The organism is Streptomyces sp. NPDC029151 (assembly GCF_055564315.1).
In genome coordinates, this window is the sequence record NZ_JBVHWQ010000011.1 from 86,813 (window position 1) to 107,768 (window position 20,956).

17 protein-coding genes and 1 pseudogene are annotated in these 20,956 nt (G+C 72.2%); 7 read left to right on the plus strand and 11 right to left on the minus strand.

Annotated features, from left to right (window positions below; genetic code table 11):
- The first annotated feature begins 157 nt into the window (after positions 1-157).
- Both gabT and ACZ4VF_RS32205 read left to right on the plus strand, forming a co-directional pair.
- On the plus strand, positions 158-1,492 hold the full coding sequence (gene gabT, locus ACZ4VF_RS32200; RefSeq protein WP_467930436.1) for a 4-aminobutyrate--2-oxoglutarate transaminase: 1,335 nt from the start codon (positions 158-160) through the stop codon (positions 1,490-1,492).
- Positions 1,493-1,867: 375 nt separating this feature from the next.
- A pseudogene (locus tag ACZ4VF_RS32205) lies at positions 1,868-2,503 on the plus strand (phosphatase PAP2 family protein); the annotation flags it as partial.
- On the opposite strand, the gene ACZ4VF_RS32210 reads toward ACZ4VF_RS32205, so the two are convergent.
- The 8 genes from ACZ4VF_RS32210 to ACZ4VF_RS32245 all read right to left on the minus strand — a co-directional run bounded on the left by ACZ4VF_RS32210 (position 2,445) and on the right by ACZ4VF_RS32245 (position 12,135).
- Positions 2,445-4,253, minus strand: coding sequence for a chitinase (locus ACZ4VF_RS32210; protein WP_467930437.1), 1,809 nt, complete (start codon positions 4,251-4,253; stop codon positions 2,445-2,447). The pseudogene ACZ4VF_RS32205 and the gene ACZ4VF_RS32210 sit on opposite strands and share 59 nt — an antisense overlap.
- A gap of 90 nt (positions 4,254-4,343) precedes the next feature.
- Positions 4,344-4,802, minus strand: a complete 459-nt coding sequence (locus ACZ4VF_RS32215; RefSeq protein WP_467930438.1) for a hypothetical protein — start codon at positions 4,800-4,802, stop codon at positions 4,344-4,346.
- A 146-nt stretch (positions 4,803-4,948) separates the two neighbouring features.
- A complete protein-coding gene (locus ACZ4VF_RS32220) occupies positions 4,949-6,379 on the minus strand; it encodes an NAD(P)/FAD-dependent oxidoreductase (protein ID WP_467930439.1) in 1,431 nt (476 codons plus the stop codon).
- A 33-nt stretch (positions 6,380-6,412) separates the two neighbouring features.
- Complete coding sequence (locus ACZ4VF_RS32225) at positions 6,413-7,213, minus strand: ABC transporter permease (protein ID WP_467930441.1); 801 nt, start codon at positions 7,211-7,213, stop codon at positions 6,413-6,415.
- Entirely contained in the window at positions 7,214-8,143 is a 930-nt protein-coding gene (locus ACZ4VF_RS32230; protein WP_467930442.1) for an ABC transporter permease, read from the minus strand.
- Entirely contained in the window at positions 8,143-9,294 is a 1,152-nt protein-coding gene (locus ACZ4VF_RS32235) for an ABC transporter ATP-binding protein (protein ID WP_467930443.1), read from the minus strand. The genes ACZ4VF_RS32230 and ACZ4VF_RS32235 overlap by 1 nt, the downstream gene beginning before the upstream one ends.
- Before the next feature lie 5 nt (positions 9,295-9,299).
- Positions 9,300-10,547 (minus strand): polyamine ABC transporter substrate-binding protein, encoded by a 1,248-nt coding sequence (locus ACZ4VF_RS32240; RefSeq protein WP_467930445.1) that lies wholly within the window; start codon positions 10,545-10,547, stop codon positions 9,300-9,302.
- Between the two features lie 52 nt (positions 10,548-10,599).
- Positions 10,600-12,135, minus strand: a complete 1,536-nt coding sequence (locus ACZ4VF_RS32245; protein ID WP_467930446.1) for a gamma-aminobutyraldehyde dehydrogenase — start codon at positions 12,133-12,135, stop codon at positions 10,600-10,602.
- Positions 12,136-12,344: 209 nt separating this feature from the next.
- On the opposite strand from ACZ4VF_RS32245, the gene ACZ4VF_RS32250 reads away from it, so the two are divergent.
- On the plus strand, positions 12,345-12,908 hold the full coding sequence (locus tag ACZ4VF_RS32250) for an NADAR family protein (RefSeq protein ID WP_467930447.1): 564 nt from the start codon (positions 12,345-12,347) through the stop codon (positions 12,906-12,908).
- Positions 12,909-13,801: 893 nt separating this feature from the next.
- On the opposite strand, the gene ACZ4VF_RS32255 is transcribed toward ACZ4VF_RS32250, so the two are convergent.
- Together ACZ4VF_RS32255 and ACZ4VF_RS32260 are read right to left on the minus strand one after the other, a co-directional pair.
- Entirely contained in the window at positions 13,802-14,782 is a 981-nt protein-coding gene (locus ACZ4VF_RS32255) for a hypothetical protein (protein ID WP_467930449.1), read from the minus strand.
- The gene (locus tag ACZ4VF_RS32260) at positions 14,775-15,545 is read right to left on the minus strand and encodes a DUF4190 domain-containing protein (protein ID WP_467930450.1); all 771 of its coding nucleotides are present in this window, start codon (positions 15,543-15,545) and stop codon (positions 14,775-14,777) included. Before ACZ4VF_RS32260 ends, ACZ4VF_RS32255 begins: the two co-directional genes overlap by 8 nt.
- Positions 15,546-15,562: 17 nt before the next feature.
- On the opposite strand from ACZ4VF_RS32260, the gene ACZ4VF_RS32265 reads away from it, so the two are divergent.
- The 3 genes from ACZ4VF_RS32265 to ACZ4VF_RS32275 all read left to right on the plus strand — a co-directional run bounded on the left by ACZ4VF_RS32265 (position 15,563) and on the right by ACZ4VF_RS32275 (position 19,081).
- A complete protein-coding gene (locus ACZ4VF_RS32265) occupies positions 15,563-16,741 on the plus strand; it encodes an adenosine deaminase (RefSeq protein WP_467930600.1) in 1,179 nt (392 codons plus the stop codon).
- Positions 16,742-16,760: 19 nt separating this feature from the next.
- Positions 16,761-17,471, plus strand: a complete 711-nt coding sequence (locus ACZ4VF_RS32270; protein ID WP_467930452.1) for a glycerophosphodiester phosphodiesterase — start codon at positions 16,761-16,763, stop codon at positions 17,469-17,471.
- A gap of 470 nt (positions 17,472-17,941) precedes the next feature.
- Entirely contained in the window at positions 17,942-19,081 is a 1,140-nt protein-coding gene (locus ACZ4VF_RS32275; RefSeq protein ID WP_467930453.1) for a serine hydrolase domain-containing protein, read from the plus strand.
- Here the strand turns inward: ACZ4VF_RS32275 and ACZ4VF_RS32280 are convergent.
- Positions 19,071-19,601 (minus strand): hypothetical protein, encoded by a 531-nt coding sequence (locus ACZ4VF_RS32280; RefSeq protein ID WP_467930454.1) that lies wholly within the window; start codon positions 19,599-19,601, stop codon positions 19,071-19,073. The genes ACZ4VF_RS32275 and ACZ4VF_RS32280 overlap by 11 nt on opposite strands.
- A gap of 143 nt (positions 19,602-19,744) precedes the next feature.
- On the opposite strand from ACZ4VF_RS32280, the gene ACZ4VF_RS32285 reads away from it, so the two are divergent.
- Positions 19,745-20,941: an exo-beta-N-acetylmuramidase NamZ family protein gene (locus ACZ4VF_RS32285; protein ID WP_467930456.1), complete on the plus strand. Its 1,197-nt coding sequence runs from the start codon at positions 19,745-19,747 to the stop codon at positions 20,939-20,941.
- The last annotated feature ends 15 nt before the right edge of the window (positions 20,942-20,956 follow it).

Consider the following 20,956-nt stretch of genomic DNA (forward strand, 5'->3'; position numbering starts at 1 on the left):
ACGGCGGACAACGGGAGCCGCCGACAACGCCCACATGGAGCATGCCCACCCCCCGGAAGCGGTCTTAGCCTGCGAGAAAAGAAGGTATGCGTCCGAAAACGCACCGCCCGGAACACCCCGGGACCGCCCGGTACGCAAGATCATCAGGGAGCCCCCCATGACCGCACTTCCGCAGGAGCGCCGCGTCGTCACCGCCATCCCCGGCCCGAAGTCGCAGGAGCTTCAGGCCCGCCGTACCGCCGTGGTCGCGCAGGGCGTGGGCTCCGTGCTGCCGGTCTTCACCGCGCGCGCGGGCGGCGGCATCATCGAGGACGTCGACGGCAACCGGCTCATCGACTTCGGGTCCGGCATCGCCGTGACGTCCGTGGGCGCGTCCGCCGAGGCCGTCGTACGCCGCGCCTCCGCCCAGCTCGCCGACTTCACCCACACCTGTTTCATGGTCACCCCGTACGAGGGCTACGTGGAGGTCGCGGAGGCGCTGGCCGAGCTGACCCCGGGTGACCACGCCAAGAAGTCCGCGCTGTTCAACTCGGGCGCCGAGGCCGTCGAGAACGCCGTCAAGATCGCGCGTGCGTACACCAAGCGGCAGGCCGTGGTGGTCTTCGACCACGGCTACCACGGGCGCACCAACCTGACCATGGCGCTGACCGCGAAGAACATGCCGTACAAGCACGGCTTCGGGCCGTTCGCCCCCGAGGTGTACCGCGTGCCGGTGGCGTACGGCTACCGCTGGCCGACCGGCCCGGAGAACGCCGGCCCCGAGGCCGCCGCGCAGGCCATCGACCAGATCACCAAGCAGGTCGGCCCGGACAACGTCGCCGCGATCATCATCGAGCCGGTGCTGGGCGAGGGCGGCTTCATCGAGCCCGCGAAGGGCTTCCTGCCGGCGATCCGGCAGTTCGCCGCCGACAACGGCATCGTCTTCGTCGCGGACGAGATCCAGTCCGGTTTCTGCCGGACCGGGCAGTGGTTCGCCTGTGAGGACGAGGGGATCGTGCCCGACCTGATCACGACCGCCAAGGGCATCGCCGGCGGTCTGCCGCTCGCCGCCGTCACCGGGCGCGCCGAGATCATGGACGCCGCGCACGCCGGTGGGCTGGGCGGTACGTACGGCGGCAACCCCGTCGCCTGCGCGGGTGCGCTCGGTGCCATCGAGACCATGAAGGAGCAGGACCTCAACGGCAAGGCCAAGCGCATCGAGGAGGTCATGAAGGGCCGCCTCGCCACGATGGCCGAGAAGTTCGACATCATCGGTGACGTGCGCGGGCGCGGCGCGATGATCGCCATCGAACTGGTCAAGGACCGGGCCACCAAGCAGCCGAACCCCGAGGCTACCGCCGCGCTCGCCAAGGCCTGCCACGCCGAGGGTCTGCTGGTCCTGACCTGCGGCACCTACGGCAACGTGCTCCGCTTCCTGCCCCCGCTGGTGATCGGCGAGGACCTGCTGAACGAGGGCCTCGACATCATCGAGCAGGCGTTCGCGCGCATCTGAGCGGCGGGTCCGCACCCCTGGAGGGTGCCTGCGGCAGGCCGTGTGAAGAAGGTGTGCGGGGTGGATGGCGGGAGCGGATTCCGTCTGCCCAAGCGCACCGGCCTGCCGTAGGTTCTTCCCGGATGAGAGATACACCCGTCCACAGGGGACTGCGGACGGACGCCGGGCCGGGGCCTCCCCAGCTTCGACCTGGTCGTGCCCTCGCGCACACCACCGGCGCCTGACGGCTCCGGGATCTCCTCACCGATCGGACGGTCGCCGCCCCAAACCCCCCGGGGCGCGCGACGTCCCGGTCCGGACGGCCGCCCCGGAACCACCCCCCCCGTTCCGGGGCGGCCGGCCTCCTTCCCGCAGGCTTTCTGCCAAGCTGGGCCCATGCTGCTCCTGGTCCTCCCGGCGGTCGTGCTGGCCCTCGTCACCTGGCAGGTCCTGGTCGACGGGCCGCTGCTGCGGCTGGACGCGGATGCCAGCCGGGCCCTCGTCCACCCGGACCGCCTCTCCCAGCTGCTCTCCGACCTCGGCAACGTCCAGGTCGCCCTGCCCGTGCTCGCCGCGGCCCTCGGCTACGCGGCCTGGCGGGGCCGGGCCGCCGGTGCCGGGCGGTGGTGGCTGCCGCCGCTCGCCGCGGCCGTGGCGATGGCACTGGTCCCGGCGGTCGTCGTACCGCTGAAGGTGTGGACGGCCCGGCCGGGGACACCGGTGGTGCCCCCGGGGACCGGTTATTTCCCGTCCGGCCATACGACGACGGCGGCGGTCGCGTACGGGGCGGCGACCCTGCTCCTGCTGCCCTGGCTGCGCTCCCCCGGCGCCCGCCGCGCCCTGGTCACCGGGTGCCTGGCCCTCGTCCTCGGGGTGTCGTACGGACTGGTCCGCCACGGCTGGCACTGGCCTCTGGACGTGGTGGCCGGATGGTGCCTGAGTACGGTGCTGCTGGCCGGCCTGTCGCCGGTGCTCAGCCGAAGTACGCGTCGAAGTTCTTCTGGAACTCCCAGTTCGCGTACCGGTCCCAGTTCACCGACCAGGTCATCAGCCCCCGCAGCGCGGGCCAGGTCCCGTGCGGGGCGTACGAGCCGCAGGTCGTCCTCTTCGTCAGGCAGTCCAGGGTCCTGGTGACCTCGGCCGGGGAGACGTAGCCGTTGCCCGCGTTCGTCGACGCCGGCATGCCGATGGCGACCTGGTCGGGGCGCAGCGGCGGGAAGACGTTGTTCGGGTCGCCGGCCACCGGGAAGCCGGTGAGCAGCATGTCGGTCATGGCGATGTGGAAGTCGGCGCCGCCCATGGAGTGGTACTGGTTGTCCAGGCCCATGATCGGGCCCGAGTTGTAGTCCTGGACGTGCAGCAGGGTCAGTTCGTCGCGCAGGGCGTGGATGACCGGGAGGTAGGCGCCGCAGCGCGGGTCCTGGCCGCCCCACTTGCCGGTGCCGTAGTACTGGTAGCCGTTCTGCACGAAGAAGGTCTCCGGCGCCATGGTCAGCACGAAGGCCGCGCCGTACCTGGCCTTCAGGGTCTTCAGCGCCGAGATGAGGTTCACGATCACGGGGGTGGTCGGGTTCCTGAAGTCCGTGTCGCCGGCGTTCAGGGACAGCGAGTGGCCCTCGAAGTCGATGTCGAGACCGTCGAGGCCGTACTCGTCGATGATCTTCGAGACCGAGGAGACGAAGGCGTCGCGGGCCGCGGTCGTGGTGAGCTGGACCTGGCCGTTCTGGCCGCCGATGGAGATCAGCACCTTCTTGCCTGCGGCCTGCTTGGCCTTGACCGCCGCCTTGAACTCGGCGTCGCTCTCCACGTTCGCGCACTCGGTGACCGGGCAGCGGGTGAAGCGGATGTCCCCGGAGGTGACCGAGGTGGGCTCGCCGAAGGCGAGGTCGATGACGTCCCAGCTGTCGGGGACGTCGGCGAGCCGGGTGTAGCCGGCGCCGTTGGCGAAGCTGGAGTGCAGGTAGCCGACGAGGGCGTGGGCGGGCAGGTCGGACGAGCCGCCACCGCCGCCGGCGCCGGTCGTCGCGGTCACGACGGCGGACCTCGCGGACTCGCCGGCGTCGTTCACGGCCGTGACCTGGAAGCTGTACGCCGTCGAGGCCGCGAGGCCGGAGACGGTCGCCGAGGTGCCGGTCACCGACTGGACTCTGGTGCCGTCGCGGTAGACCGCGTAACCGGTCGCGCCGGTCACCGCCGACCAGGACAGGCCGACGGAGGACGCGGTCACGGTGGTGGTCCGCAGGCCGGCCGGGGCGGCGGGCGGCTGGGTGGTGCCGCTGCCGCCGGGGCCGACGAGGGTGAGGTCGTCGGCCTGGTAGGCGCCGGTGCCGTACCAGCCGTGGGTGTAGATCGTGACCTTCGTGGTGGCCGACCCGGTGCGGAAGGTGGTGCTCAGCTTCTGCCAGTCGGGGGCGGACTGGGTCCAGGCGGAGACGTCGGTGGTGCCGGTGCCGCTCGCGCCGAGGTAGACGTAGGAGCCGCGGACGTAACCGGACAGGGTGTACTGCGCGTTCGGCTGCACGGTCACCGTCTGGGAGCACTGGGCGTTGTCGCTGCCGGCCGGGGTGGCCTGGAGCGCGGAACGCCCGCTGTGCACGGGTGAGGTGACGGTCGTGCCGGCCGTGCAGGTCCAGCCGGTCAGTCCGGACTCGAAGCCGCCGTTGACCGCGAGGTCCGCGTCGGCCGCACGGGCGGTCGACGAGAGCGCGGTGATGCCGGGTACGGCCAGCAGGGCGGCCGTGAGCGCGGTGAGGACGGGTCTGGGACGTCGGGCGCGGTCCACAAGGGCCTCCGGGTCGGGGGGAGTCGGAAGGGCGGGGCGGGGCGCACACAACTTGGTCCAGACCAATCCTGTTGTCAAGGTGTCCGGCCGCTACTCGTCCGCATCCCTCCGCCCGGCTCGCCCGGCCGCGGCCTCGTGCATCGCCAGTTCCAGCAGCGCAGGATCGGTCAGCGTGCCCGAGCCGTCCGGCGGCACCAGCCAGCGCACCCCGCGGGTCGCCCGCCCCGGGTACGGCACGACGATCCAGGTGCCGGCTCCGGCGGTGCGGACACCGGTGCCGAGCCAGCGGGCCGCGGTGCCCGGGGGCACCAGGAACCCGACCCGGTTGTCGCCGAAGTCGACGAGCACCGGACCGAGCTGGTCGAGGATGCGGGTGAGCACGTCCAGGGTCGGATAGCCGAGGTGCCCCGGCAGGATCAGGACGTCCCACGCCTTGCCGGCGGGCAGCAGGGCGACCCCCAGGGGGTTGCGTTCCCACTCCCGGCGGCAGGCCTCCGGGTCCGGTGCGACGGATGCCAGCCATTCGACCGCCGTCTTCGCCCCAGTCATGAGAAGACCTCCCTTGTCGCTCGTGGACGCGGTCGCGTCACCAGGGAGAGGGAGGTCCTCCGGGGGCATTACGCGGGTTCGCCCGACCCGTCGGGGTGAACCCGCTCACCACGACGGGCCGGGACAGCGCGGCCGGGCCGGCCGCGTCAGCTGTCGAAGCCCAGCCCCAGTCTGTCCATCGCCCGCAGCCACAGGTTGCGGCGGCCGCCGTGGGCGTCCGCTCGGGCCAGGGACCACTTGGTGAGGGCGATGCCGGTCCAGGCGAACGGCTCCGGCGGGAACGGCAGCGGCTTCTTGCGGACCATCTCGAGCTCGGTGCGCTCGGTGCGCTCCCCGTCCAGCAGGTCCAGCATCACGTCCGCGCCGAACCGGGTCGCGCCGACGCCGAGGCCGGTGTAGCCCGCCGCGTAGGCCACCCGGCCCTGGTGGGCGGTGCCGAAGAACGCCGAGAAGCGCGAGCAGGTGTCGATCGCGCCGCCCCAGGCGTGGGTGAAGCGGACGCCCTCCAGCTGCGGGAAGCACGTGAAGAAGTGGCCCGCGAGCTTGGCGTACGTCTCCGGCCGGTCGTCGTACTCGGCGCGGACCCGGCCGCCGTAGGGGTAGATCGCGTCGTAGCCGCCCCACAGGACGCGGTTGTCGGCGGAGAGCCGGAAGTAGTGGAACTGGTTGGCCGAGTCGCCGAGGCCCTGCCGGTTCTTCCAGCCGATCGAGGAGAGCTGGTCGGCGGTCAGCGGCTCCGTCATCAGCGCGTAGTCGTAGACCGGGACGGTGTACGACCGCACGCGGCGCAGCAGGCTGGGGAAGATGTTCGTGCCGAGCGCGACCCTGCGGGCCTGGACGCCGCCGTACGGGGTGCGTACGGCCATCCCGGCGCCGTAGCTCTTCAGGCTGAGGGCGGGGGTGTGCTCGTACACCCGCACCCCCAGGTCCATGCAGGCCTTCTTCAGGCCCCAGGCCAGCTTGGCGGGGTGCAGCATGGCCACGCCCCGGCGGTCCCACAGGCCCGCCTCGAAGGTGGGCGAGTTCACCTGTTCGCGCACGGCGTCGGCGTCCAGGAACTCGATGCCGTCCGCGAGGCCCTTCTCCTCCAGTTCGCGGTGCCAGTCGCGCAGTTCCCAGGCCTGGTAGGTCTCGGTGGCGACGTCGATCTCGCCGGTGCGCTCGAAGTCGCAGTCGATGCCGTGCCGGGCGACCGCCGCCTCGATCTCGTCGAGGTTGCGCCGGCCCAGCTCCTCCAGCCGGTGGATCTCGTCGGGCCAGCGGGCCAGGCCGTTGGGCAGGCCGTGGGTGAGGGAGGCGGCGCAGAAGCCGCCGTTGCGGCCGGAGGCGGCCCAGCCCACCTCGCGGCCTTCCAGCAGGACGACATCGCGCTGCGGGTCGCGCTCCTTGGCGTTGAGCGCGGTCCACAGCCCGCTGTAGCCGCCGCCGACGACGAGCAGGTCGCAGGTCTCGGCGGAGGTGAGGGCGGGCTCGGCGGGCGGCTTGCCGGGGTCTTCCAGCCAGTACGGGACCGGCTGGGCTTCGGAGAGAGAGGCGATCCAGTTGTCTGTGCCACGGCTCATGGCGCTTGGGGCCATGATTTCAACTCCCTACAGAGGCTGTGTGAAGGCCTATGCCTTGTGCTTGTTCCGGCGGTTCGTGACGACCATCGACGTCAGCACGAAGAGGACGGCGACGAGGAACATCGCCGTACCGATGACGTTGATCTGCACGGGGGTCCCGCGCTGCGCCGAACCCCACACGAACATGGGGAACGTGACGGTCGAGCCGGCGTTGAAATTGGTGATGATGAAATCGTCGAAGGAGAGCGCGAAGGAGAGCAGCGCGCCCGCGGCGATTCCGGGGGCCGCGATGGGCAGGGTGACCCGCAGGAAGGTCTGCGCGGGACCGGCGTACAGGTCCCGGGCGGCCTCTTCGAGCCGCGGGTCCATCGACATCACGCGCGCCTTGACCGCGGTGACGACGAAACTCAGGCAGAACATGATGTGGGCGATCAGGATCGTCCAGAAGCCGAGCTGTGCGCCCATGTTGAGGAACAGGGTGAGCAGCGAGGCGGCCATGACGACCTCGGGCATCGCCATCGGCAGGAAGATCAGCGAGTTCACGGCGCCGCGGGCGCGGAAGCGGTAGCGGACCAGCGCGAAGGAGATCATCGTGCCGAGGATCGTGGCGCCGACCGTGGCCCACACGGCGATCTGGAGGCTGAGGGACAGCGAGCCGCACATGTCGGCGACGCCGCACGGGTCCTTCCAGGCGTCCGTGGAGAACTGCTGCCATTCGTAGTTGAAGCGCCCCTTCGGTTTGTTGAAGGAGAACACCGTGACGACGATGTTGGGCAGCAGGAGATAGGCGAGCGTCAGCAGTCCGGCGATGACGACGAGACGGCGCTTGAGCCAGTTGACGACGGGCATTTAGACCAGGTCCTCCGTCCCGGACCGGCGGATGTAGAGCGTGACCATGGCCAGGATCGCGGCCATGAGGATGAAGGAGAGAGCCGCGGCCGTCGGGTAGTCCAGGATGCGCAGGAACTGCGTCTGGATGACGTTGCCGATCATGCGGGTGTCGGTGGAGCCGAGGAGCTCGGCGTTGACGTAGTCACCGGCCGCCGGGATGAAGGTCAGCAGCGTCCCGGAGACCACGCCCGGCATGGACAGCGGGAAGGTGACCTTGCGGAAGGTGGTCCACGGCCGGGCGTACAGGTCGCCGGCGGCCTCGTGCAGCCGGCCGTCGATCCGCTCCAGCGAGGTGTACAGGGGCAGGATCATGAACGGCAGGAAGTTGTACGTCAGACCGCACACCACCGCGAGCGGGGTGGCGAGGACGCGGTCGCCGGCGGTCCAGCCGAGCCAGTCGGTGAGGTCCAGGACGTGCAGCGAGTTCAGGGCGTGCACGATCACGCCGTTGTCGGCGAGGATCGTCTTCCAGGCCAGGGTGCGGATCAGGAAGCTGGTGAAGAACGGCGCGATCACCAGGATCATGATCAGGTTCTTCCAGCGGCCGGCGCGGAAGGCGATCAGGTAGGCCAGCGGATAGCCGAGCAGCAGGCACAGCACGGTCGCGGCGGCGGCGTAGAAGACGGACCGCAGGAACTGCGGCCAGTACTCGGACAGCGCGTCCCAGTAGGTGGCGAAGTGCCAGGTGACCTTGTAGCCCTCCTCCAGGGAGCCCTGCTGCACGGAGGTGGAGGCCTGGTAGATCATCGGCAGCGCGAAGAAGACGATCAGCCAGAGCATGCCGGGCAGCAGCAGCCAGTACGGCGTGAACCGGCCGCGCCTGCGCGGGGGCTTCTTCCCGGGTGCCGTGGGGGTGAGGGGCGGGGGCGCCTCGGTGAGCGTGGACATCAGGCGGCGACCTCTTCCTCGGTGCCCGCGTCGATGCGCTGCGCCGCGTCCAGGCCGAAGGTGTGCGCCGGGCTCCAGTGCAGGACGACGTCGGCGCCGGGGACGAGCCGGCCGTCCCGCTCGACGTTCTGGACGTACACCGCCAGCTCGTCGCAGACGGGGCTGTCGATGACGTACTGCGTGGAGACGCCGATGAAACTGGCGTCGGCGATCCTGCCGGTGAGGCGGTTGCGGCCTTCCGGGATCTCCCCCGCGTCGTCGGCGTGCGTGAGCGAGATCTTCTCCGGGCGGATGCCGACCAGCACCTTGCCGCCCGCCGTCGTCGGGGCGGAACATCGCGCCCCGGGCAGCACCAGCTTGCCGCCGCCCGCCCTGAGCACGATGTCGTCGCCGTTCTTCGTGTCGACCTCGGCCTCGATGAGGTTGGAGGTGCCGAGGAAGTTCGCGACGAACGTGCTCTGCGGGTTCTCGTACAGGTCGGCGGGCGAGCCGAGCTGCTCGACCCGGCCTCCGTTCATCACGGCGACCGTGTCGGCCATGGTCATGGCCTCCTCCTGGTCGTGCGTGACGTGCACGAAGGTGATGCCGACCTCGGTCTGGATGCGCTTGAGCTCCAGCTGCATCTGGCGGCGCAGCTTGAGGTCGAGGGCGCCGAGCGGCTCGTCGAGGAGCAGCACCTTGGGGTGGTTGATCAGCGCGCGGGCCACGGCGACCCGCTGCTGCTGGCCGCCGGAGAGCTGGTGCGGCTTCTTGCGCGCCTGCTCGCCCAGCTGGACCAACTCCAGCATCTCCTCGACCTGCTTCTTCACGCTCTTGATGCCGCGCCGGCGCAGGCCGAAGGCGACGTTCTCGAAGATGTCCAGGTGCGGGAAGAGGGCGTAGGACTGGAAGACCGTGTTGACCGGCCGCTTGTACGGCGGCAGGTGGGTGACGTCCTGGTCGCCGAGCCGGACGGTGCCGCTCGTGGGCTCCTCCAGGCCGGCGATCATGCGCAGGGTGGTGGTCTTGCCGCAGCCGGAGGCGCCGAGCAGGGCGAAGAAGGAGCCCTCGGGCACGGTCAGGTCCAGCGGGTGGACGGCGGTGAAGGCGCCGTAGGTCTTGGAGATGCCGGAGAGGCGGACGTCGCCGCTGTTGTCTGGTGTCGTCTTCATCGTCGTCACGCCCCTGTGAGCTTCGCGAACTTCTCTTCGTAGGCCGTCTCTTCCTTCGGGCTCAGGGAGCGGAAGGCATGGGACTTCGCCTGCATGGCCTTGTCGGGGACGATCAGCGGGTTGTCCGCGGCGTCCTTGTCGATCTTCGCAAGGTACGGCTTCACGCCGTCGACCGGCGTCACGTAGTTGATGTAGGCGGCGAGCGCGGCGGCCTGCTCGGGCTCGTAGAAGAAGTCGATGAGCCGCTCGGCGTTCGTCTTGTGCCGGGCCTTGTTCGGTACGCACATGTTGTCGGTCGACGTGATGTAGCCGCTGTCCGGGATCACGAAGTCGACGTCCGGGCTGTCCGCCTTGAGCTGGACCACGTCACCGGCCCAGGCGACGCAGGCCGCGAAGTCGCCCTTGGTCAGGTCGGAGGTGTAGTCGTTGCCGGTGAAGCGGCGGATCTGGCCCTTGTCGACGGCCTTCTGGAGCCGGGCGATCGCCGCGTCGAAGTCGTCGTCGGTGAACCGCGCCGGGTCCTTGCCCATGTCGAGGAGGGTCATGCCGACGGAGTCCCGCATCTCCGACAGGAAGCCGACGCGCCCCTTGAGGCGCGGGTTGTCGAGCAGGTCGGAGACCGACTTCACCTCGATGCCGTCGAGCGCCTTCCTGTTGTAGGCGATCACCGTCGAGATGCCCTGCCAGGGGTAGGAGTACGCCCGCCCGGGGTCCCAGTCGGGGTCGCGGAACTGGGCCGAGAGGTTGGTGTACGCGTGCGGCAGGTGCGACGGGTCGAGTTTCTGCACCCAGCCGAGGCGGATCAGCCGGGCGGCCAGCCAGTCGGTGAGGACGATGATGTCCCGGCCGGTGTCCTGGCCCGCGGCGAGCTGCGGCTTGATCTTGCCGAAGAACTCGTTGTTGTCGTTGATGTCCTCGGTGTAGTTGACCGTGATCCCGGTCCGCCGGCGGAAGGTGTCCAGGGTGGGGTGGTGCTTGCCGCTGCCGTCGACGTCGATGTACTCGGTCCAGTTGGAGAAGTTCACGACCTTCTCCCGGGCCGAGTGGTCCTGGGCGGAGGTGCCGCCCCGGCTCTGGCCCGCCGCGGGGATCCCGCAACCGCTCAGCGCCCCGAGGCCGCCGGCCGCGAGCGCGCCGCTCGCGGAGGCCCGCAACAGCGACCGGCGGGTCAGGGCGGCCCTGCCGCCCCGCAGGCTGCGCCGCATCGCGGCCACTTGGGGCGGGGTCAGGCGGTCGGGCTCGTACTGCTCCATGGGCGTGGTGCCTTTCGGGAGGGATCGGCCTGGTCGGTGGCCTGGTCGGTCTCTAGCGGTCCCCGAAGATCGTGCGGTGCCAGTCCTTCCTGGCCACCGCCGTGTTGTCGAACATTACGTGCTTGACCTGCGTGTATTCCTCGAAGGAGTACGCCGACATGTCCTTGCCGAAGCCGGAGGCCTTGTAGCCGCCGTGCGGCATCTCGCTGATGATCGGGATGTGGTCGTTGACCCAGACGCAGCCCGCCTTGATCTCGCGGGTGGCGCGGTTCGCGCGGTAGACGTTGCTGCTCCACGCGGAGGCGGCGAGGCCGTACGGGGTGTCGTTGGCCAGCCGGATGCCCTCATCATCGCTGTCGAACGGAAGCACGACCAGCACAGGGCCGAAGATCTCCGACTGGACGATCTCGCTGTCCTGGGCCGCGTCGGCGATCAGGGTGGGCCGGTAGTAGGCGCCGTCCTTCAGCTCGCCCTGGGGGATCTCGCCGCCGGCCACCACGCGCGCGTGGCTCCGCGCGCGGTCCACGAAGGCGGCGACCCGGTCGCGCTGGGCGTGCGAGATCAGCGGCCCGAGGTCGGTGCCGGGCGCGAAGGGGTCGCCGAGCCGGACGCTCTCCATCAGCGCGCCGGTCCGCTCCACGAACGCCTCGTACAGGGGACGCTGCACGTACGCGCGCGTGGCGGCCGTGCAGTCCTGCCCGGTGTTGATGAGCGCGCCCGCGACCGCGCCGTGCACGGCGGCCTCCAGATCGGCGTCGTCGAAGACGACGAAGGGCGCCTTGCCGCCCAGTTCCAGGTGCAGCCGCTTGACGGTGGCGGTGGCGATCTCGGCGACCCGCCTGCCGACGGCGGTGGACCCGGTGAACGAGGTCATGGCGACGTCCGGGTGCCCGACGAGGTGCTCGCCGGCCTCCCTCCCGGTCCCGGTGACGATGTTGATCACGCCGTCCGGGATGCCCGCGTCCGTGGCGGCCTGGGCGAACAGCAGCGAGGTCAGCGGGGTCAGCTCGGCGGGCTTCAGCACGATCGTGTTGCCCGCGGCGATCGCCGGGAGGATCTTCCAGGCCGCCATCTGCAGGGGGTAGTTCCAGGGCGCGATGGACCCGACGACGCCGATGGGTTCCCGTCGGACGTACGACGTGTGGTCACCGGAGTACTCACCGGCGGACTGCCCCTGCAGGTGCCGGGCCGCCCCCGCGAAGAACGCGGTGTTGTCGATGGTCCCCGGCACGTCGAACTCGCGGGTGAGTTTGAGCGGCTTGCCGCACTGGAGGGACTCCGCGCGGGCGAGGTCCTCGGCGCGGTCGGCGAGCACGGCGGCGAACCGGTGGAGGGCGTCCGAGCGCTCGCCCGGCGTGGCGGCGGCCCAGCCCGGGAAGGCGGCGCGCGCGGCGGCGACGGCCGCGTCGACGTCGTCCGTGCCGGCCAGCTCGTACGTGTACACCTCCGCGCCGGTCGCGGGGTCCACCACGGCGTGGTGGCGGCCCGAGGTGCCCCGGGCGAGACGGCCCGCGATGAACTGCGCGCCGTCCGCGAAGCGGTCCTGTGCGGGGAATCGTTCCGGGGTGGCGGTGCCCGGGTTGTGCATGTCGCTTCTCCTCCGCCGTGCGTCCGTCCCAGGGGGCGGGTGGCGTAGCTCCAGCTCGATTTGAGTGCCGATCCTGACAGAGCCATAGGACTCCAACAAGTGATTCCGTTGTTGCCTTTTGGTTACGCGACGGAATCTGTCGACCAGGTGTCGAGTCGGGGGCGAAAAGGACGGACGGAGTGTCAGTGGTACGTGCCACACTCGCGTGCATGGGAAAGATCGACGGGGTGGACGCCCTGATCAGGGAGGTCCGGGCGGGGGCACGGATCAAGTATCTGCACTTCTGGGGTCACCGGCCGCGACCGGACGGCCGGGTCGGCGCGAGCTGCCTCAGCCAGTGGTGGCCGGCGCCGTTCGAGGTGGACGGGGTGGAGTACGCGACGGCCGAGCACTGGATGATGGCGGGCAAGGCCCGGCTGTTCGGGGACACGGAGGCGGAGCGCCGGGTGCTGGCCTCGGAACATCCGGCGGCGGCGAAGAAGGCGGGCCGGCTGGTCCGGGACTTCGACGAGTCGGTGTGGGAGCGGGAACGGTTCCGGCTCGTGGTCGAGGGCAGCGTGCACAAGTTCGCCGCCCACGACGACCTCGGGCTGTTCCTGCTGAACACCGGGGACCGGGTGCTGGTGGAGGCGAGCCCGCTGGACCGCATCTGGGGCATCGGCCTCGCCGCGGACGACGAGGCGGCCGGAGATCCGGAGCGCTGGAAGGGGCTGAACCTGCTGGGCTTCGCCCTGATGGAAGCCAGGGAGCGACTGGCGGCAGCCGGGGCGTAGGCCTGCCGGAGGGCGGCGGGGGCGTAGCCCTCCGGGGGCGTCGTGGGTGGTGGGGGGCGTGCGCTGTTGCGGGGCGGGGAGCCTGGTCCGTCACGGCCGAGAGGCACCGGCCCCGGCGCCGTCACGCCCCAAGGGCGATGAACCGTCGAGGGCGGGAAGCCTGACCCGCCACCGCTGACGGGCGGGGAGCCCCATGCCGTCACGCCTCAGCGGCGGGGAGCCGTCGAGGGCGGGGAGCCTGGGCCGTCACTGCTGAGGGCCGGGCAACCTGGCCCGCCTACCGCCGAGAGGCGCCGACCCCCCGCCGTCACGCCCCAGGGGCCGTGAACCGTCGCCGGCAGGGAACCTGGCCCGTCGCAGGGAACCCGGCCCGTCACCGCCGAGTGAGCGCCGAGCCCCTGCCGTCACGCTCCTGAACCCGTGAGCCGTCGCCGGCGGGGAACCTGGCCCGTCACGGTTGAGAGGCACCGACCCCGGCGCCGTCACACCCCAAGGGCGGTGAACCGTCGAGGGCGGGAAACCTGAGCCGTCACCGCTGAGGGGGCGGGGAGCCCCGTGCCGTCCCCCGCCCCAGGAACGGTGAACCGTCGAGGCCAGGGAGCCTGGTCCGCCATCGCCGAGGGGCGCCGACCCCGGCGCCGTCACACCCCAAGGGCGGTGAACCGTCGAGGGCGGGAAGCATGAGCCGTCACCGCTGAGGGGCAGGAAACCTGACCCGCCACCGCCGAGAGGCGCCGACCCCCGCGCCGTCACACCCCAGGGTCCTGAACCATCGCCGGCAGGGAACCTGGACCGTCACCGCCGAGGGACGCCGAGCCCCGTGCCGTCACGCCGGGGGTTCTGTGCCGTCACCGGCGAGGGAGTGTGCTGTCACGCCGGGGGCTGGTGTGCCGTCACGTCGAGGGGCTGCCGGGCCGGGGGCCGGCCGGGGTGCCGGTCACCTCCGCCGCGACGCGGCGCCACTCCTCTTCGCCGCCGGGCAGCGGCCAGGCCCAGGTGGGCCGTCTCGCCGTGCGCAGCTCGTGGAGTCGGCGGGCGAGGACCGGCCCGGCGAGGGCGGCGCCGTCGGGGACGGCGGTGCCGTGGGCGGCGCGCAGCTCGGCGTAGCGGGCCAGCTCGGCCTCGTAGCCGTGGACCGCTCGTGCGGTGCCCGCCGCCACCTCGTCGCCCGGTGCGGTGCGGTGCAGATGCAGCAGCGGCGGGGCCGCCGACTCGGCGATCGCCGCGGCCAGCCGCGCGTGACCGTCCAGCACCAGATAACAGTCGAGGCCGCTGACCCACCACAACAGCACGGGCGGGAGCGTTCCGTCCCGGACCTGCTTGCGGTACGCCTTGACCCGGGCGTCGCGCGCGTCGGGCATCGGACGCAGCGGGAGGATCTCCCAGGAGCCGGAGTGGAGGAACCAGTCGACGTACCCGTCGGGGTGGCCCTCGACCAGCATCTCCCCCCAGTACTCGGCCTCCGGCAGACCGCCGTGGTTCCCGCGCAGGAGCGGGCTGTCGGGCGAGATCAGCCAGCGGCCGTCGTGGAGCGGGCCGCCCGGTGCGTCGAGCAGGTACGACACGAATCGGTGGGCCCAGCGGGCCGGGTCGCCGGCCAGATCGCGTGCCGTCCGCGCCCGCAGCGGCGGGACGGGCGGGCGATAGGCGTCGGTGCGCCGGAAGTCCACCCCGCCGTCGTCCCGCTCGACGTCCGCGAGGAGCACGGGCCGCGACTCCTGGGTCAGCAGCAGCCGCCGTTCCGCGGTGAAGAGGCACAGACCGGGTCGCCTGCGGGACCGCACCTCCAGGGACAGGCCCGTCCACGTGCCGTCGTCCCCCACGAGGTCCGTGCGCGGCGCGGCGGGCTCACTCCTGCCGGGATGCTCAGCCACGCGTCGCGACGACCAGGGCGAACAGGCCCAGGACCAGGACGATGCCGGCGGCGCCGCAGATGATGCCGGCCAGGGCCACGCCCGGGTTCGTCGCCTCGCCGCGGCGTGCCCTGCCCCGGCCGATCCCGCCGAAGATCAGGGCCAGGACGGCCAGCACCGGGGCGACCGGCCACATGACGAACCCGACCGCCGAGATGATGCCGAGCACCAGGGAGGCGGTGCCCATGCCGTTGCTCGGCGGCGGCTGCATGCCGGGCCAGCCGTAGCCGCCCGCGGCGGGGTAGGGGGCGCCGTAGGGGGCCTGCTGCGGGGCCGGGTAGCCGTAGGGAGGTGCGGGGTGCGGGTAGCCGTAGGGCACCTGGCCGGGGCCGCCGGGGGCGATCGGCGGCGGGGGCACCGGTTCCGCTCCGCCGTGCGGGGCGGAGGGGGGCGCGAAGGGGTTCGCCGGCGGCGTGGGAGCCGGGGGTGCGAAGGGGTTCGCCGGAGGGGTGGCAGCCGGGGGTGCGAAGGGGTTTGGCCGGGGGGCGGGGGCCGGGGGTGCGTGTCCGTGGGCCGGGCCGGCCCAGGGTGCGGGTCCGGCGTCGGCGGGTGCCTGCGGGGCCGTCGGCAGGGAGGTCAGCGTCTGCTGGTCGTGGACCGAGGCGGGTGCCGGGACGGCGTCCCGGGCCGGTGCCGGCTGCTTGTGCAGGGAGACCTGGGGGGTCTCGGACGGGTGCGCGGCGGTCTGCTCCCGCGGCGTGGACTGCGGCACGTCGTCGGACATGGTGAAGGGTCCCCTCGCTGGACGTCCCGCCATGCTACGGGCCGGGCGGGAGGCCGTGGCCCGGGGCCTACGATGATGCCGCGCGGACGCCGCGCCACCGATCAGCCGATCACCCCGGGGAGGACCCCTTGACCGACAGCTCCGTACCCGCCACCGGCACCGCCGACCGCGATCTGCGCACTTTCGTCGCCGGGCTGCCCAAGGCCGAACTGCACGTCCACCACGTCGGCTCCGCCTCCCCCCGCATCGTCTCGGAGCTGGCCGCCCGCCACCCCGACTCGAAGGTCCCCACCGACCCCGAGGCCCTGGCCGAGTACTTCACGTTCACCGACTTCGCGCACTTCATCCAGGTCTACCTGTCGGTCGTGGACCTCATCCGCACCCCGGAGGACGTCCGGCTGCTCACCTACGAGGTGGCCCGTGACCTGGCCCGCCAGCAGGTGCGGTACGCCGAGCTGACGATCACTCCCTTCTCCTCGACCCGGCGCGGGATCGACGAGCGCGGCTTCATGGACGCGATCGAGGACGCCCGGAAGGCGGCCGAGGCCGAGTTCGGGACGGTACTGCGCTGGTGCTTCGACATCCCCGGCGAGGCCGGTCTGGAGGCGGCCGAGGAGACGACGCGGCTCGCCACCGAGGACCGGATCCGCCCGGAGGGCCTGGTGTCGTTCGGGCTCGGCGGGCCGGAGGTCGGCGTGCCCCGGCCGCAGTTCAAGCCGTACTTCGACCGGGCCATCGCCGCCGGGCTGCGGTCCGTGCCGCACGCCGGGGAGACCACCGGTCCCGAGACGGTGTGGGACGCGCTGACCGAGCTGCGCGCGGAGCGGATCGGGCACGGCACCAGTTCCGCGCGGGACCCGGAGCTGCTGGCCCACCTCGCCGAGCACCGCATCCCGCTGGAGGTGTGCCCGACCTCCAACATCGCCACCCGCGCGGTCCGCACGCTGGAGGAGCACCCGATCAGGGAGTTCGCCCGGGCGGGGGTGCTCGTCACGGTCAACTCCGACGACCCGCCGATGTTCGGCACCGACCTGAACAACGAGTACGCGGTGGCCGCCCGGCTCCTGGACCTGGACGAGCGGGGCCTGGCCGGGCTGGCGAAGAACGCCGTGGAAGCGTCCTTCCTGGACGTGGAGGGCAAGGCGCGGCTCGCCGCCGAGATCGATTCCTACACCTCGGCCTGGCTCGGCTCCTGACGCCCACCACAATGGGCCCATGCAGACCGTGACCGCCGTGGCCCACCGCGGCGACCCCTACCGCTTCCGCGAGAACACCCTCGACTCACTGCGTTCCGCGCTCGACCAGGGCGCGGACGCCGTCGAGGTCGACGTACGGCTCACCCGTGACGGCGTCCCCGTGCTGCTGCACGACGAGACGCCGCGACGGCTGTGGGAGGTCGGCCGGCCGCTGGCCGCGCTCTCCGCCGAGGAGCTGCGCGGGCTGACGGCGGGCGGGGTGCCGACGCTCGCGGAGGCGCTGGCCGCGACCGGGGACAGCAGGGTGATGGTGGACCTGTGCGGGCCGGTCGGGCGCCGTACGGTCGAGCGGATCCTGGACGTGGTCCGGCAGAGCGGAGCCCGGGAGCGGGTCTACTACTCCGCGCACGCGGAGGCGATGCTCGCCGTCCGCGCCGCCGACCCGGCCGCCGAGATCGCCCTGACCTGGACGAGCCTGGCCCCGCCCCGGCCCGCGGTGCTGGCCGCCGTCCGCCCGCGCTGGCTCAACTACCGCTTCTCCCTGGTGAGCCGGGAGCTGGCGGCCCGCGTCCACCACGACGGCTGCCTGCTGTCGGTGTGGACCCCGGACACCCGCCGCTCCATGAGCCGCCTGCTGGACCTGGGCGTCGACTCGATCACCACGAACCGGATCGACGTCCTGCACGCCCTGCGCACCGCGGCCCCGCGGGACCACGCCCGGGGCCGCTGAGCCACCGTCACCCGGCTGGAGCGGCGTACCGCGGGACGGGGGCGTCCGCCCCGGTCTCTCGGGCCAGGACGCGGCGCCGGACGTCCCCGATCGGAGCCGGGCATGACGTCCTTCTCCCCTGCGTCCCACGGGGTCGGCCACACGCCCGGGCCGTGGGTGCGCGGCCCGGCGAGTGAGCCGGTGCCCCGGGGGGCGCGGGCGTGTGTGCGGCCGGGGACGGGTGGCTGCGTGTGCGTGGCGGCGGGGACGTGGGGGGCGACGGAGCGGGTGCCGCGGCGACGACCGCTCTTCGCGCCGCCGTCCCACCCGTAGGGGCCACCCCCGACAACTCCCGCAGTTCCGCGGCCGGTTCGTCCGGGCCGCACCAGGGTCCCACGCCCTCCTCGGTGAGGATCCGCGTCCCGCACCGGCGCCGGAAGATGATCACCGACCGTCTTCCGCACGCCGAAGCGCCCTCAGGGAGTTCTCACATGCGCCGCACCCGTCGTTCCCTCCTCCTGGCCACCGCCGTCGTCACCGCGCTGGCCGCCGGCCCGCTGGCCGCACCCGCGTTCGCCGCGCCCCCGCCCCCGGCGTCGGCCCGCCCGACCACCGGTCCGGACACCGAGGCGCTCTCCGCCGCGCTCGCCGGGCTGCCGGACCACGACGTCACCGCCGCTCTGCTGCGCGTCGGCGGTGACGGGAGCTGGCGCGGGACGGCCGGGGTGCGGGACGTGCGCAGCGGCGCGCCGGCGCTGGAGAACGGGCGGTTCCGGGCCGGTTCGGTGACGAAGGTGGTGACCGCGTCGATCGTGCTGCAACTGGCCGCGGAGGGCCGGATCGACCTCGACGGCACGGTGCAGCACTACCTGCCGGGTCTGCTCACGGAGGACTTCGCCCCGATCACCGTACGACAGCTGCTGAACTACACCAGCGGCCTGCGCCCGGGCTCGTCCCTCGGCGACACGGCGGAGGAGGGGTACGCGCACCGCTTCGAGACGCTGACGCCCCGGCAGGTCGTCTCGGACTCCGTGGCCCAGGGCCCGGCGTACGCGCCGGGCACGCGGCAGACCTACGGCAACATCCACTACACCGTGCTGGGCATGCTCATCGAGAAGGTGACCGGCGACTCGTACGCGCACCAGGCCGAGGCGCGGGTCTTCCGGCCGCTCGGCATGCGGCACAGCTCCTTCCCCGCCGGCGGGGACCCCCGGATCCACGGACCGCACAACCGGGGCTACGACTGGATCGACGGCAGGCTGGTCGACGTGACGGACTGGAACATGACCGACCGGTTCGCGGCGGGCGACCTGATCTCCACGACCGCCGACCTGGAGCGGCTGCTGGTGGGACTGTTCTCCGGGCGGGTGGTGCCCGAGCCGCAGCTGAAGGAGATGTTCACGCTGCCGGACGTGCCCGGGGCGCAGTACGGCGCGGCGCTGGAGCGGTTCGAGGTGAACGGCAAGGTGATCTGGGGCAAGACCGGCTCGCGGCCGGGGTACACCGCGGTGATCGCCGCGACCCGGGACCTGACCCGCACCCTGGTCTACTCGGTGAACTCCACGGACGCCAAGGGCGACGGCCAGCAGGCCGCCGCCCGGCGCTTCGCGTTCCCGGCGTTCAACCGCTGACGGCGGCGGCCGGGGGCGCCGACGGCACGCCCAGCGCCTCCAGCCGCTTGGTCCTCTTCCGTACGACGTACAGCGGGACGGCTCCGAGGACCCCGAACGACATGTCGACGACGCTCCACCAGAACGGGATGCCGCGGACGGGTCCGCAGATCAGGGCGAGCGGGATGACCCCCGCGCAGGCGATCATGCCGAACTCGACCACCCATATGTTGCGGACGGGGTCGCGGTAGGGGCCGTAGAACGCGACCGCGATGACGAGGTGGGCGAAGGCCAGCCAGTCGGTGCCGTACAGGACGAAGGGGTGATCGGCGTCGACGCTGTCCAGCCCCTCCCGCACCCGGGAGATCCACGCCGCCGCCCCGGGCAGGTGCTCCGGGACGGACAGCGCGCGCAACGCGCTCTCGGTCCAGTGCAGTTCGTGCACCAGCGGAAAGGCGGTGGCCCCGCTCAGGACGAGGCACACGACGAAGAGGGCCAGCCAGACACGGATGCCCCTGAGCAGGGCGGCTCTGTCGCTCATGGCAGGAGCGTACGCCGAGAATTGAACATGTTCAAAACACCTTTCCCGGCGGGGACTTCCGGTGCGTCATTTCACAATGGTCGGACATACGCGTAAATTTCCGCCCACCGCTTCGAGCGCTCACCGGCAGACGGGGGCAAGGCATGGGCACGGACGACCGCGTCAGGGTGACGCCGGGGATCGCACGGCTGCACGCGTCCCCGGCACTCGCCGGCCCCGGCCGGCTGGGGCTGGTCACCAACCACACCGGTGTCCTCCCCGATCTGCGCCCCGCCGCGCCCGCGCTGCTCGACGCCGGCGTGCGGCTGGTCGCCCTGTTCGGTCCCGAACACGGGCTGCGCGGCAGCGGCCAGGCCGGCGAGAGCGAGGCCGCAGGGGCGGACCCCGCCACCGGACTGCCGGTCCACGACACCTACCGGTGCGACGGCGAACGCCTCGACAAGCTGCTGATCGACAGCGGCGTCGACGCCCTCGTGTACGACCTCCAGGACATCGGGGCCCGGTTCTACACCTACGTCTGGACCCTGTTCGACCTGATGGTCTCGGCGGCCCGTACGGGCGTGCGGTTCGTGGTCGCCGACCGGCCCAACCCCCTGGGCGGACTCGTCAGCGAGGGCCCGCCGCTCGACCCGGCCTGGGCCAGTTTCGTCGGGCGCGCCCCGCTGCCCGTCCGGCACGGCCTCACCTGCGGCGAACTCGCCCGGCGGCTCAACACCTCCGCCGTGCCCGAGGCGGCCGGCCGTGCCGCCGAGCTGAGCGTGATCGGGATGACCGGCTGGCAGCGGGCCATGGACGCGGAGGCCACCGGGCTGCACTGGATCGCGCCCTCGCCGAACATCCCGACGCCGGCCACCGCCCGCGTCTACCCCGGCACCTGCCTGTTCGAGGGGACGAACCTCTCCGAGGGCCGCGGCACCACCCAGCCCTTCGAGATCGTCGGCGCGCCCTACCTCGACGACCGCTTCACGCCCGCCCTCGCCGAACTCGCCCTGCCCGGCGTGCACTTCCGCGACCTGTGGTACGTCCCCACCTTCCACAAGCACGCCGGACGGCCGCTGCGCGGGGTCCAGTTGCACATCACCGACCGCGAGGCGTTCGCTCCCGTACGCACCGCCGCCCTGATGCTCGCCACCGTACGGCGGCTGTACCCGGACGACTTCGCGTGGCACACCGCGGACAGCGGTGCGCCGGGGGACGGCGGGCGGCCCTTCATCGACCTGCTGTGGGGGTCCGACCGGCTGCGGCACGCCGTGGACGCGGATGAGGACCCGCTGCCGCTGTGCGACCCCCCGGCACCGCCCGGCCGGTGGGCCGGCGACGACGTGCTGCTCTACGCCTGAGACCGGACCCAGGAG